The organism is Pseudomonadota bacterium, from assembly GCA_030860485.1.
GTDB lineage: Bacteria > Pseudomonadota > Gammaproteobacteria > JACCXJ01 > JACCXJ01 > JACCXJ01.
Genome location: JALZID010000041.1, coordinates 15,972 through 28,686, shown reverse-complemented (window position 1 = coordinate 28,686; position 12,715 = coordinate 15,972). Strand labels below are relative to the sequence as shown.

The following is a 12,715-nucleotide window of genomic DNA, read 5'->3' as shown; positions in this document are numbered from 1 at the left end:
GGGGAGCCGAGGCGCGGCGTGTATTCACGCAGCCAGCCTTGCACGATGACCTGATGGGGCGGATGATGGACCCCGCGAATATGCGTCGGGCATGGAAGCGCGTGAAAGCCAACAAAGGGGCGCCCGGCAGTGACGGGATGACCCTGGAAGACTTTCCTACCTTCGCTCGTTCGCACTGGTCCGCCGTCCGCCAAGCATCGTGTGCTCCACTTTTGTGAACCGCCTAGTGCGGACCCGCATGCTAGGTGGTGTGGGGGCCGGGGGCCAAACGCCCCCGGCTACCCGATTAGCCTACACCTCGTCGCAGTGCGCGCTCGATCAGAAGCGCAACCAGTGCCTCGAACGACAGACCTGCGGCCTTGGCGGCATCAGGATACAAGCTCGTCGGCGTCATACCTGGCAGAGTGTTCACCTCGAGCGCAATGGGCTCGCCATTTTCCGGAACAACGAAATCAACATGCGACAGATCACGGCAGCCGAGAGCGCTATGCGCCAGCTTAGCAAGCTCCTGGGTGCGTCGGTACTGACCTTCCGGAAGGTCGGCTGGAATGATGTGTTCGCTGAATCCCGGCGTATATCGGTGTTCGTAGTCGTACCACGAACCCGGGGGCGTGCGGACTTCAATGACAGGGAACGCCTCGAGATCAATCTGCTCAAAGAGCCCTACAGTGATCTCTTTGCCCTCGATGAGTTCCTCAACTAGGGCTCTTTCATCGTACAAAAACGCGTCATCAAGAGCCTTTTCGAGTTCTGCGATGTCTTTCGGGAAAGCAACTCCCAGCGCAGAACCCTGCCGGGATAGCTTAACCACTATATTCAAACCGTTCCGGTTTACCACTTGGCGCGCTGCCACCCGGCTCCCATCGTGCCGATACACGATTATGTCCCGAGCGACTGGAAGGCCAGCATCACGGAATAGATACTTGGCGACGATCTTATCCATGGCACATGCGCTCGCATGCACACCGCTTCCGACATTACGGTAAGTCAAGGATGTCGAGAAACCCCTGAAACGTCCCATCCTCGCCAGGGGGACCGTGCAGCACGGGAAATACTACGTTCACGCCTTTCCGTTTCAGAGCGTCAGCGATGTTGGTGTCGAGCTCGATAAGAACTGTCTTCGCATATGTGGTCAGAAGGGCATCAGCGACACCTTGTCCTGACACGCGTGACACGTCAGCTTCGGCTGACGGTCCGCCACAGACAACTGCGACTGTCGGATCTAGCATTGGCACGGAGCGGTCCTGTTGCATTACAGGTTAACGCCTGAATTAAGGGAGCCGCGAAGCGGCTTCGGCTTGAATGAATTGTTAGCCGTCAACAGGTCGTGCCGGCGTTTCGAGCAGTAGCTGATAGAAGCCACGATCAAGCCACCGCCCGAACTTGAACCCTGCGTGTTTGATAGTGCCAGAATGTACGAACCCCAGCTTTTCGTGGAGTGCAATGCTGCCTGAGTTTGCGACGTCGATGCCATCTACCATGACGTGATACTGATGCTCGGCGGCAGCGGTGATGAGCTGTCGCATGAGCGCAAGGCCAAGGCCCTTACCCCGATGGTCTTTATGTACATAGACCGAGTGCTCGACTGAGTACTTGTACGCGGGCCAAGCCCGAAACGTGTCGTAACTTGCAAGGCCCATGAGTTGGCCCGCCTCGCTGATGACGCCAATGACAGGGAAGCGACTGGTCTCTTTGGTCTTGAACCAGCCGACCATGCTTTCAGACGAACGCGGTTTGTAGTCGTATAGCGCGGTCGAGTTGGCGATGGCCTCGTTGAATATTTCGAGGATTGCACCGGCGTGAGCTTCGTATGTGCATGTGACGAAGTGCAATGATTTCTCCTGACGGCTAACGCTGAATTAAGCCGAGCCGCGAAGCGGCTTCGGCTTATTGTTAGGCATCAGCCTTGTCTGCGGTGATAAGAACGGCTTTGTCACGCACCATGTTGCCGGACCGCCCAGTCTCAAGAAGACTCTTCAAGTCACACAGAACAATTGTGAACCCCTCCGTAGCGTTCACGGCTTGCGATGATGCATCCGTGCCCTTGAATCCAGTTGCAGTTACCGAGACTCTGGTGCTGCTCTCGTCTTGCGGGTCAAATTTCATCTTGACGGCGATGCCGTCAGACCACGTAAAAGCAATGGCTTGGTTTGCGAAGAACTCGGTTACCGTAACGGTCTCACGCGCGCCTTGGACCATGAACACCCACTCGACAATCGCATCTTTGGCGAGTGGCCCGTTTGCGCTATTGAGCCAGAATTTCTCGATGGTGCGCGGCTCCACGAACGCATCAAAGACGCCTTTCGGTGGTTTGCGGATCAACATTTCCACGCTAGCGACAACGCTGTTCATGATTTGTTTCCTGCATGGCTGCGAAATACTTTGATCTGATGCCTCAGTCGTCCGAGGCTGCGTTCCATTGCTTGATGTCCTCCGGGTTGTTCCATGCAGCCCAGACCGTATTCAAATCGGCCTTCACGAGGGTTTCGATAGTGATTTTCAATTGGGCACCTCGTTCCTGCATGTTTTAGGCAACTAACGTAAAGCTAACCGGCGCGCGGTTTATGCGCGTCCGGGTTGAGCGAAAAGTTGGAGAGTAAAGTTGACTAGGCCCCCATAAAGTTGCCATTCGGTGCTTTTTCCGCTCGAAGCCACGCTCAGCCTTCTCCAGCCATCACTTTAGCGGCGTAGTCGTCGTTTGTGATGACACCACCCGCGTTCTCGGCTTTACCCTGATCCCGGGATGGCAGCACATCCTGTAGCGCATCGATACGCTTCCATTGCGCGAACGGCGTTTCGCAGGCGGGTTTCGGCACGTAATGTGAGCTGGCTACTTTTTGGTAACGGTGTATATAGCGCGGACAATTAACAAAGATATCTGAGACCGCAACACGCACGATTAAATCCGCGCCAGAGTACGCTTTTGTGAGTGGATCTCCTTCCATGAAAGAAGCGGTGCCGTGAAGCCTCAAGCGATTGGGTTTCTCCAAATCGAGGAACAGCATGCCGATTTTGGCTGTAGCCTTTATGTTGCCCATCGATAGGAACATGCCATTGCCATCGTAGCTCGGGAAGGCAATGCTTTTGGTGTCCAAGACTTTAATGAATCCTGGTTCGCCGCCTTTGTAAGAGCACGTAGGTTGACCATGTTCATCGACGGAAGCGAGGAAAAACATGTCCCGGCTTTCGATGAAGAGCTTGTCGGACTCCTGAATTTCCCTGTGTACCGTAATCGTAGCTACGCGATCGGCCAACGCGCGCGTCTCAAAACGATCTTGCACCGCGCGGTGATGGTCATCGAAAAATTCGCTCATGTTTGCTCTCCTAACAGTGACAGCCATAACTCTAACAGTTGATTAGGCAGAATCCGCCTAATTGCGCTGGATCTGGATTCTGTGTAGCGTCGGCTTCGACCCAAGTATAGATCAACTGATTGGCTCGTGCTAACAAGGAGGTGTGGCGATGGGTACAGACCTGTCCGGTGTCCCCGGGGCGGATCCGAAGTTCTGGGCGGGGTGCGCAGCCCGCTGGACGGCGTCGGGGTCTAGTACGTTCGGCGGGTTACGACGCGAACAGCGCGTCTAACCCGCGCTACATCAACTGCCGCCCACTCGGAAAGACCAGCGGCCGCATCGCGTCACCCGGCCTTCCGGAAGGCCGCGCATGAGATAGGTGTGGGAGGTTCCTCTTGTTTGGGTTAGGCGGGTCAGGCCGCGAGAAGCACGGTTAACCCCTACATCGATTCTCGCTCGAGCGCCTGCGCACGCCGCCGGCGGATCGCTCGACGGAATCGTCGTGCGGACGCGAACCGCCGATGTCGGCGCCCGTGTGGACGTCGTCCCCCCGCGATGATCCTTCATTCCCCCACGGGCATCCTTCGTTTCCGCCCATCCCGACAACGTATCCGTCCGTACGGACGATGACCCGGGCCGCGCCGACGTCGTGGGCGGGGCAGGGGGCTTCGTCCACGGGGACGAGATCGGAGTCGGCACCGGTGCCGACGGTTCTTCAAGCCGCGTCGGGCAAGCGCGTGGGGGTATCCACGGGCATCAGGAGGGGCAGAACGCCGACCGCTTCCCCCGCGGTACCCGGCGTGTTCGGGGACGACACGGGGCGGAGGTGCACGAATTACTGTTGGAAGATGCGAGCCCGGGACTCATGGTAACGCTCCAGTTCCCGCAGTCGACGCGCATGAGGCAAGGCTTGGCAGTCTTGCTTTCAGATTCCCCCGCTTAATTTACATTTAGAGCTCTATACTGAGCTGCGCGCCGATCTGATGAACTTTATCCAGATCCCGTTCTCTCGAATCCTCCGCCAAACCCCGCTTGAATGCGCCGAGAAGGGATTCGAGCGTAACACTAGAAATGTTAGTAAATCGCCAGCCGAGGGCTATTCCACCTTGATATCGCGGTGCGCCTTCGAGCTCGCTACTTCCCTCCAGTCGCAGAGCCAACTGGACATCAGCCCTCGGAAAGGATGCAAGTTCGACATTCCAGGCGCTAGGCTGATCTTTGTCCGGGCCAAATTCCTTGAATGAATCTAGCGCCGCAACAAACTCGGCTGTCAGTTCACACCGATCGAACCCGAAGACCACGTAGGCGCTCAATGCATCAACACGCGTCTCATACCGATCACTGCTGTCTGTCAAGAGACGTTCCTGCGAATCTGCCAGATCAGATAAGTAGCTCATGCCAAACGCACTGGATTCAAACGGCGAGGCCTCCACAGCAAATCCCCAGTCCCAGTATCCCGCGTTCGATCCCGCCTTTCTCGCCCGGCCTTCGTATACAAACGCGGCTAGATCCAGCCGATCATGAGGTCCGTACGAAAGAGTCACTCCCCAGTCGTGAGTCCGAGTCTCTCCAAACTCTAACAGAGGGCCACTCACGAAATGGCTGAAGTATTCTCCGAACGGCACGAATAGTTTTCCCAGTTCTAGTTCGAAATCGCCGCCTTCGAGTGCAAGGATCGCTTCATCAGTCGTTTGCTTGTTTGATTCGTCATCGTGATCATATTCGTAGATCAACTCTCCTCGCATCCAGGACAACGGAGATATTTCAAGCCCTAGCTGCAACGTCTTGGTAAAATCATCCTCTTGGGGATGGGACGAGCTATGGGACAGGCTGAAACTTTGGAAAATACCTTCAAACTCGAGCAGGCCTGATGCTGTGAGCCAATCCGTTATCTCATGCTTGACCCCTGCATCCCGTCTTTCTTCGCGGGTCGTGTAACGGACACTTTCCTCCTCCGCAATCACGAAATCCGGAGACGTTAGCGCTGCGACTGCCGCAGCAAGGCAGCAGACCGTACGTCAGTCAAGAAGCTCTAACGCGACGTGTTGCTCGCCGCGAGCGGTCGATAGGGCGTTGCGTTTACACACTGTGCGGCGACAATCAATCCCATTCACAGGCATGGCGGAACGCACTTGATATTCTTCGGCCTAGAGCGCTTCGAGCTCGACCTCATCGGCTCGGCGTTCCGGGCCGGCCGGGCCTTCGCGCAGGCACAGGACGAGTGGAGCTATGCGGCTTTCCTGGCCGTGCGCTTGGCCTTCTGAGGTTCCCGAGTCAGGCATGAGTCCCTCGCCGATGCAATAGGCGCCGAATCGGTCGATGCGCTACGAGCCGCCGCTGCCACTCCACAGGCGGGGAGATAGGAGGATGCGTCCACGCACAGGGGCACGCCACCGCCGGGCCAAGGTGTCGCGAAGCACGGTCCGACGCGGGCGGGACGACCCGCCTACGTCATCCCGCCAAGGGGTGCAGAGACCCATGAAAGGGGGGCGATTCCTCCTAGTGCATACCGCCAATGGACCTGTCATCCCTCGCCGCGTAGAAATCCCGGACACCAGCGGCACGAGCACCACCCAGCCGTGGTGGCCGGCCGCCGGCCAACCCGAGCATCTTTGATTGATGACGACAGGAGCACTCACAATGATCACGAAAAGACGTTGGCATTACCGTTCTTCCCATGGCGATGGCCACCCTTCCCCTGGGAGTCGCTAGTAGCCCGCCGGCGGTCGGGGCCGCCGAATTCTCCGAGGCGGAGCTCTAGCTAGAGGTCAATAACACCGACGGAGACCGGGGCATCCACTCTTCGATCGATGGCGGGGCCTATTCGAGGCTTACGATCACGGACCCGAAAGAGCACACGATACTCCAAGTCAGACCCAAAGGACGCTTGGCACGCCAGGGCCTGACCCAGTTGTTTTTTGAGAGCGCCGAGCCGAAGTTCGCCGAGCTGGATCCCGCAACGTTCTTCCGCCGGTTCCCCGAGGGGGGTTACGACATTAGGGCCAGGAGCCTTACAGGAGCGGTGCTCCAGGGTGGTGCTGAGCCAGGTGCTGGCGGCCCCGGTAGGTAACATCACGGTGTCGGGCGTTCCGGCGGCGGCGAACTGCGACGCGGTCCCGCTCCCGTCGGTCAGCGAGCCCGTCATCATCGACTGGGATCCGGTGACCCAGTCGCATCCCGAGATCGGCAAATCGGGACGCGTCGAGATCGTCCGATACCAGTTTTTCGTCGAGCGGGAGGGCGTCAAGCTCAGCGTTGACCTTCCGCCCACGGTGACAGAGTTCCACCCATCGGACCATCGCCCTGGGCAATGAGTTTAAGTTCGAGATCATCGCCCGAACCGCCAGCGGCAACAACACGGCGATCGAGAACTGCTTCACGGTCCGGTAATTGATCTCGATCCCCTGACGCCCATCCTCTCCCGGTAGCGGGGGAGTCAGTTTCCGGTCCCTCCCCTACGGACAAGGGCGAGGGTGGGGGTGTTAGCCGGCAGCGATGCCGGCCGGCCGCGGCGGCGCCGGCAACTGCGCCATCAAGCTTATGAGCCGGGAGTGATCCAATGGTTTGGTCATATGCGCGTCGAAGCCGGCCTCCCGCGTGCGCCGGCGGTCTTCCTCCTGGCCCCAGCCGGTCTGCGCGACCAGCAGCATATCCGCACCCCAGGGTTGCGCTCGGATCGAACGCGCAACTTCATAGCCGTCCATTTCCGGCATGCCGATATCGAGCAGCACCATCTCCGGTAGGAAGCGTTCAGCGAGCTCCAAGGCTTCTCGTCCGCCGTGCGCCGTTTGGACGTCGCGGTAACGACCTTCACGATGCCGCGCACCTGCTCGGTGAGGTTGGCGGCCATCACGTTCACGTTGTCGGTCAGGTCCTTCCAGGTACCGGCAACCCCCGGCACCTGCGCCTGACCGCCGAGCTTGCCTTCGGTGCCGACCTCGCGGGCCACACGCGTCACCTCGGCGGCGAACGCGTTCAACTGGTCCACCATCGTGTTGATGGTGTTCTTGAGCTCAAGGATCTCGCCCTTCACGTCCACCGTGATCTTGCGGGACAGATCGCCGCGTGCCACCGCGGTGGTTACCTCGGCACGCACCTGGGTGGTGAGATTCGCCGCGAGCAGGTTGACGTTGTCGGTGAGGTCCTTCCAGGTTCCGGCCACACCAGGCACCACGGCCTGGCCGCCGAGCCTGCCTTCGGTGCCGACCTCGCGTGCGACTCTTGTCACCTCGGCGGCGAAGGATCGGAGCTGCTCGACCATGGTGTTCAGCGTCTCCTTGAGCAGCAGGATCTCGCCGCGCACATCCACCGTGATCTTCTTCGAGAGGTCGCCGCCGGCGATGGCAGTGGCCACCTCTGCGATGTTGCGCACCTGTGCCGTCAGGTTGCTGGCCATGAAGTTGACGTTGTCGGTCAAGTCCTTCCAGGTGCCGGCCACACCCGGCACCTGCGCCTGGCCGCCGAGCTTGCCTTCGGTGCCCACTTCGCGCGCCACGCGCGTCACTTCACCGGCGAAGGCGTTCAACTGGTCCACCATCGTGTTGATGGTGTTTTTGAGCTCCAGGATTTCACCGCTGACATTCACCGTGATCTTGCGAGACAGGTCGCCGCGTGCTACGGCGGTGGTGACCTCGGCGATGTTGCGCACCTGAGCGGTGAGGTTGCTGGCCATGAAGTTCACGTTGTCGGTCAGATCCTTCCAGGTGCCGCCGACGCCGGGCACCTGCGCCTGACCGCCGAGCTTGCCTTCCGTGCCCACTTCACGCGCCACGCGCGTGACTTCCGAGGCGAAGGCGTTCAACCGGTCCACCATCGTGTTGATGGCTTCCTTCAACTGCAAGATCTCACCGCGCACGTCACCGTGATCTTGCGCGACAGATCGCCGCTCGCCACCGCAATGGTCACGTCGGCGATGTTGCGCACCTGCGCGGTCAGGTTGTTGGCCATGTTGTTGACGTTGTCGGTCAGGTCTTTCCACGTTCCCGCCACGCCCAGCACCCGGGCCTGGCCGCCGAGCTTACCTTCGGTCCCCACCTCGCGCGCGACCCGCGTCACTTCGGAGGCGAACCCATTCAACTGGTCCACCCATCGTGTTGATGGTGTCCTTCAACTGCAAGATCTCGCCGCGCACGTCGACCGTGATCTTGCGCGATAGGTCGCCGCGCGCCACGGCGGTCGTCACCTCGGCGATGTTGCGCACCTGATCGGTCAGATTACCGGCCATCAAATTCACGTTGTCGGTCAGGTCCTTCCACGTACCGGCCACACCCGGCACCTGTGCCTGACCGCCGAGCTTGCCATCGGTGCCCACCTCGCGCGCGACGCGCGTCACCTCGCCGGCAAAAGCGTTCAACTGGTCCACCATCGTGTTGATGGTGTTCTTGAGCTCCAGGATCTCGCCCTTCACGTCTACCGTGATCTTGCGCGACAGGTCGCCGCGGGCGACCGCGTTGGTTACCTCGGCGATGTTGCGCACCTGCGACGTGAGGCTCGTCGCCATCGCGTTCACGGAGTCGGTCAAGTCCTTCCAGGTACCGGCCACGCCGGGCACCACCGCCTGACCGCCCAGACGACCGTCGGTGCCTACTTCGCGCGCCACGCGCGTGACCTCGGAGGCGAAGGTGCGCAACTGATCCACCATGGTGTTGATGGCTTCCTTGAGCTGCAGGATCTCGCCACGCACGTCCACGGTGATCTTGCGCGAGAGGTCGCCGCTCGCCACCGCGATGGTCACATCGGCGATGTTGCGCACCTGCGCGGTGAGGTTGCTCGCCATCGAATTCACGCTCTCGGTCAGCTCGTTCCACACGCCACCGACCCCGCGCACCTGCGCCTGACGATGTCATTAAAGGTGTCGCAATACTTGCCTTCGAACCCGTTGCGATCGCCCGGCAGGCGCACCGAGAAGTCGCCGGCGCGCACCGCCTGCATCGCAAACAAGACGCTCCGCACGCCGATCGCCGATCCGGGCCCGGGGAGCTCACTGACCGAAACGTTTGCGGTAGCTACATCGCTCTTTCGCATGACTCGCTCCTATCGACGACAGGGACTACTGCATTCCGTCATTCCGTGATGACGCAGAGGTGTTCTTCGGTGGGAAGGTAACAAGTTGTCACACGGGGAGTTGTCATTGCAGTTTAGGACCTGCACTGCTCAGCGTCCATCCATGGCTCATCGAAGTGTGAGCAACTGCTCAAGAACGGCGGACCGCACCGGCTTAACCTCGGCATCGCCTGTCGACGGATGACATCGGGCCGGAACGTCGCGAGCCAAATCGAGCGCCTCTGCAGTACAGCATCAGGATCAGCGACCAGTGGCGGATTTGCTTTGAGTGGTCGGACAAGTCTCGGGGTCCCACCAACACCAGGAGATACGGAAAAGCCCGATACCCCGGATGCCTTGCAGGAAATCAACCGCTAGCCAAGCGGTGGAATCGCTGCACGGGCGCATCTTCCTCGCCGGTTTCAAGACCAAGTTGCGTGTCTCCATCGATCTCTAAGAGCTGTACGTACCTTTGCAGGCTATCGTTGACTTGCGCGGTAGCGGCGACAGCGTCTTCGCCGATGCCGGTGACGCCGAAGCGAAACTGAGAGCAGAAGGTTGGCCGGACATTCCACTGATAGGTGCGTTTCAGGACGTCAAGAGGCGCAAGCGCCGTGCAGTCGTCATCCTGGGCGATCCCGGCTCGGGGAAGATCACGCACCTCAAACGTCTCCTGTTTGCATGCCTACGTCAAGGCCCCGAAAGCCTGGGTCTGCCGGCCGGCACCTTACCCGTATTCCTGCCGCTATGAGAGCTGGAGGACTTATCGAATCCAAGGGCATAGACGCTTTCATCGAGCAATTCCTCGACGATGACCCGCACATGAAAATGAGCACGGGCTTCGGCGCGCGCCTGCTCAATCGCGGTCATCTGTTGTTACTCTTCGATGGGCTCGACGAAGTCAGCGATCCCAAAAAACGCGAAAAAGTTGCTCGTTGGCTGGAACGAGCCCCCGGGCCCGACCGAACTGCACGCTCGTCGTGACCTGCCGGTTCGCCGGTTACGACGACGCCTCACAATTGGGTCCCGACTTCCTCCAACTCCATGACCTGCGCGTGATCCGCGGCGGTTCCTGGATAGGCGACACGTGGCTCGTGCGTTCGGCCTGCCGTTTCAGGGACATGCCCGACATCCGGGGCAGCGGCCTGGGGTTTCGTCTCGCCCAGGACATTTGACCCTTTGTGTGCTTTTAACGTTTCTTTTTTCGGCCCGAAGGGCCGCGCCGGCGTTTTTTACGGAGACCGGGCGTTGAATCGAACAACGGGACTTGGAGTGACAACAGGACCAGGTGCCGAGGTGTAACAGCGCGTATATGCGATAGTGGGAGCCTAAATGCAGCGCAGCGGATCTGCTCGAATGCGCTACGCTTGTTTACGGAGCCCGTTACACGAACATCCTAACTCCGATGATCGCGACCACCGCCGCGAACCCCCGGCGCAGGGGTCGCGACCGGCAGGGCATGGGCGACGCGCGCGCCGAGGGGGGCGAGGAAGGCGCTTCCGGCCACGACGGCCGCCACGGCGGGCCAGTAGAGGTAGCCGCTGCTTCCGGCCGGCAGCCCGGCTTCGCCCCAGCCGGCCACGGCGAAGCCGATCGCCCCGGCGAGCGCGATGGGTAGACCACAGGCCGCCGAGGTGCCCACCGCCTGGTGGATGGGGACGTTGCAATAGACCAGGAGCGGCACGGTCAGCGTCCCCCCGCCGATCCCGAGCAGGGTTAGAGAGCGCACCGATCCCCATGCCCACGAGCCACATCCCCCCGGTTCCCGGCAGGTCGCGATGGGCATCCGGCTGCGGGGCCAGCGCGAGCTGGGCCGCGACCAGGAGCTCGAAGAGCCGAAGAACACGCAGGAACCAGCCGGGCGCGTGCTCGGCGAGCACCGCCCCGATGTTACTCCGATTTCGCCTCCATCTACCGTGATTACGCCGTCCGGTGGGCACGAGGCTCGCTGTGCGACTGGACATCCCCTACATCGACTACCGCGTCTAGGGGCCCTCCCCCCGGGGCCTTCCCGAAGCTGCCTCGCGATTCGGCGAGACTGACCCTTCCCGCGCCCGGGATCCCGTTCTACCCGCTTTCGCCTAGCGCCGGGCCAATCGTCGCTTGGTCGAAGTTATGCCTGTCCTTACGCCTGGGCGGCGGTTTCTGCCATGCGCCGGGCACCGGGCTAAAGCGTCACGATCGCTTTACCACACGGCGCGCGATACAGATCTAACCTCCGACCGATTCAAGAATCTTTGGCGAGATCGATCGCTATGCTGGACTAACTAAACCGCAGCTTCCCTATGATGGGCGCTGGAGGGAGGCGGTGTTGAACCCGGGTGGCCGGAGACGATGCCCGAAGGGCACCATGGGGCGTGGCTGACATCCGGGTCGTGTCCTCCGAAATTAGCGCCGGCCAGCAAGTCCGGTGCCTCTCGAACGGACGCCAAGACAGCACATCTCTCGGAGCATATCCCGCGGAGCTTTCCTAATCGCGGGAGACCTGCGTACTCCGATCCAAACAACAGCCGCTCTAAAGTAGGGCGCCGAGCCCGCGTACCGCGTAACTTCCGGCAGCGCGGGCCCCTTCTCAGGCAGCTTCAGGGAATCCTGACGGGGACTGCCGCGCTATTGTTCGAGTAGCCGTTCACCCTTTCCTTGAACACCCGCTCGGCATTCACTTCCGCCTCGAGCATGTACTTGCCGCGTGCCAGACCCGTGATGTCAACCCACTGCCCGTCGAGCTGGCGGCCATACTGATCGGCCCAGCCCACGCTGATCCCCTGAAAATCGCAGCTTGTGTATTGCGCCGGTACCGCCGTCCGCAAGTACCTAACGACGTCGACCACGCAAAACCCACGCTTCCCGCCCGAGACCATCTTTGCGGCCACCGCCGGGTTTGCGGCAAGAAGCTCACTTGCGAGGGCTCCGGGATTGGCCTGCCTCAGGGCTTGCCACTTCAAATAGCCGTTTAGCGTCCAGAGGCGATAGTCGGCGTACTCTTTGTAGTGCGCATGCCCATGACAAGTAACGAAGTCGAACAGTTCGGGATGATCATTGGGATCCCCAACGATAAGAGCACCGGGACCCAGGTTTGGTGTGGTAAAGGTAAAGCGCAGTAACGTGCGCGTGCCGGCCTCCGTCTCACCTTCGACCACGGTACAATCGTCCGCTGAGAAGTTTGTCGTTTGGATCTTCCAGTTTTTTAGCTTGTTTTGGTCGACGATAAGATCTGGACACCCGTTGGGGTCCGAGCAGGGCAAGAGAGGCTCGGCCGCCGCCACCATGGCGGGTGTCCCCAAGGCCGAGAACAGTACGAGTAGGCGCCAAGGATCAAACGGTGCCAAAGTTGGTCTGCGGAAATTCATGTACTTCTCCTTTCATCGATTGTTGCGCTT

13 protein-coding genes and 2 pseudogenes are annotated in these 12,715 nt (G+C 60.3%); 4 read left to right on the top strand and 11 right to left on the bottom strand.

Annotated elements, in window-relative coordinates:
- On the top strand, positions 1-218 hold a 218-nt coding region (locus M3461_02085), incomplete at its 5' end, for a group II intron reverse transcriptase/maturase (protein MDQ3773236.1).
- Positions 219-286: 68 nt separating this feature from the next.
- Here M3461_02085 and M3461_02080 read toward each other — a convergent pair.
- The 6 genes and pseudogenes from M3461_02080 to M3461_02055 all read right to left on the bottom strand — a co-directional run bounded on the left by M3461_02080 (position 287) and on the right by M3461_02055 (position 5,257).
- On the bottom strand, positions 287-943 hold the full coding sequence (locus tag M3461_02080; protein ID MDQ3773235.1) for a hypothetical protein: 657 nt from the start codon (positions 941-943) through the stop codon (positions 287-289).
- Between the two features lie 367 nt (positions 944-1,310).
- On the bottom strand, positions 1,311-1,832 hold the full coding sequence (locus tag M3461_02075; protein ID MDQ3773234.1) for an N-acetyltransferase family protein: 522 nt from the start codon (positions 1,830-1,832) through the stop codon (positions 1,311-1,313).
- 61 nt (positions 1,833-1,893) lie between these two features.
- Positions 1,894-2,352, bottom strand: a complete 459-nt coding sequence (locus M3461_02070) for an SRPBCC domain-containing protein (GenBank protein ID MDQ3773233.1) — start codon at positions 2,350-2,352, stop codon at positions 1,894-1,896.
- A gap of 46 nt (positions 2,353-2,398) precedes the next feature.
- Positions 2,399-2,503, bottom strand: a pseudogene (locus M3461_02065) (ATPase).
- Positions 2,504-2,657: 154 nt separating this feature from the next.
- A complete protein-coding gene (locus tag M3461_02060; protein MDQ3773232.1) occupies positions 2,658-3,314 on the bottom strand; it encodes a pyridoxamine 5'-phosphate oxidase family protein in 657 nt (218 codons plus the stop codon).
- A gap of 929 nt (positions 3,315-4,243) precedes the next feature.
- The gene (locus tag M3461_02055; protein MDQ3773231.1) at positions 4,244-5,257 is read right to left on the bottom strand and encodes an LbtU family siderophore porin; all 1,014 of its coding nucleotides are present in this window, start codon (positions 5,255-5,257) and stop codon (positions 4,244-4,246) included.
- A 1,068-nt stretch (positions 5,258-6,325) separates the two neighbouring features.
- Here M3461_02055 and M3461_02050 point away from each other — a divergent pair.
- The gene (locus tag M3461_02050; protein ID MDQ3773230.1) at positions 6,326-6,607 is read left to right on the top strand and encodes a hypothetical protein; all 282 of its coding nucleotides are present in this window, start codon (positions 6,326-6,328) and stop codon (positions 6,605-6,607) included.
- Between the two features lie 482 nt (positions 6,608-7,089).
- Here the strand turns inward: M3461_02050 and M3461_02045 are convergent.
- The 3 genes and pseudogenes from M3461_02045 to M3461_02035 all read right to left on the bottom strand — a co-directional run bounded on the left by M3461_02045 (position 7,090) and on the right by M3461_02035 (position 9,996).
- Positions 7,090-9,078, bottom strand: a pseudogene (locus tag M3461_02045) (HAMP domain-containing protein).
- 8 nt (positions 9,079-9,086) lie between these two features.
- A complete protein-coding gene (locus M3461_02040; protein ID MDQ3773229.1) occupies positions 9,087-9,317 on the bottom strand; it encodes a hypothetical protein in 231 nt (76 codons plus the stop codon).
- 385 nt (positions 9,318-9,702) lie between these two features.
- Entirely contained in the window at positions 9,703-9,996 is a 294-nt protein-coding gene (locus M3461_02035; protein ID MDQ3773228.1) for a hypothetical protein, read from the bottom strand.
- Between the two features lie 161 nt (positions 9,997-10,157).
- Between M3461_02035 and M3461_02030 the strand changes: the two genes are divergently transcribed.
- Positions 10,158-10,319: a hypothetical protein gene (locus M3461_02030; GenBank protein MDQ3773227.1), complete on the top strand. Its 162-nt coding sequence runs from the start codon at positions 10,158-10,160 to the stop codon at positions 10,317-10,319.
- Complete coding sequence (locus M3461_02025) at positions 10,316-10,510, top strand: SUMF1/EgtB/PvdO family nonheme iron enzyme (protein MDQ3773226.1); 195 nt, start codon at positions 10,316-10,318, stop codon at positions 10,508-10,510. Before M3461_02030 ends, M3461_02025 begins: the two co-directional genes overlap by 4 nt.
- 221 nt (positions 10,511-10,731) lie before the next feature.
- Here M3461_02025 and M3461_02020 read toward each other — a convergent pair whose 3' ends face one another.
- Both M3461_02020 and M3461_02015 read right to left on the bottom strand, forming a co-directional pair.
- Entirely contained in the window at positions 10,732-11,064 is a 333-nt protein-coding gene (locus M3461_02020; protein MDQ3773225.1) for a sulfite exporter TauE/SafE family protein, read from the bottom strand.
- 853 nt (positions 11,065-11,917) lie between these two features.
- Positions 11,918-12,604, bottom strand: coding sequence for a lysyl oxidase family protein (locus tag M3461_02015; GenBank protein MDQ3773224.1), 687 nt, complete (start codon positions 12,602-12,604; stop codon positions 11,918-11,920).
- Positions 12,605-12,715 lie beyond the last annotated feature (111 nt).

What these genes read in the sequence shown, in the direction of transcription:
- M3461_02080 (MDQ3773235.1), bottom strand. Translation starts at nt 943, where the DNA reads ATGGATAAGATCGTCGCCAAGTATCTATTCCGTGATGCTGGCCTTCCA.
- M3461_02070 (MDQ3773233.1), bottom strand. Translation starts at nt 2,352, where the DNA reads ATGAACAGCGTTGTCGCTAGCGTGGAAATGTTGATCCGCAAACCACCG.
- M3461_02060 (MDQ3773232.1), bottom strand. Translation starts at nt 3,314, where the DNA reads ATGAGCGAATTTTTCGATGACCATCACCGCGCGGTGCAAGATCGTTTT.
- M3461_02040 (MDQ3773229.1), bottom strand. Translation starts at nt 9,317, where the DNA reads ATGCGAAAGAGCGATGTAGCTACCGCAAACGTTTCGGTCAGTGAGCTC.
- M3461_02030 (MDQ3773227.1), top strand. Translation starts at nt 10,158, where the DNA reads ATGAAAATGAGCACGGGCTTCGGCGCGCGCCTGCTCAATCGCGGTCAT.
- M3461_02015 (MDQ3773224.1), bottom strand. Translation starts at nt 12,604, where the DNA reads ATGGTGGCGGCGGCCGAGCCTCTCTTGCCCTGCTCGGACCCCAACGGG.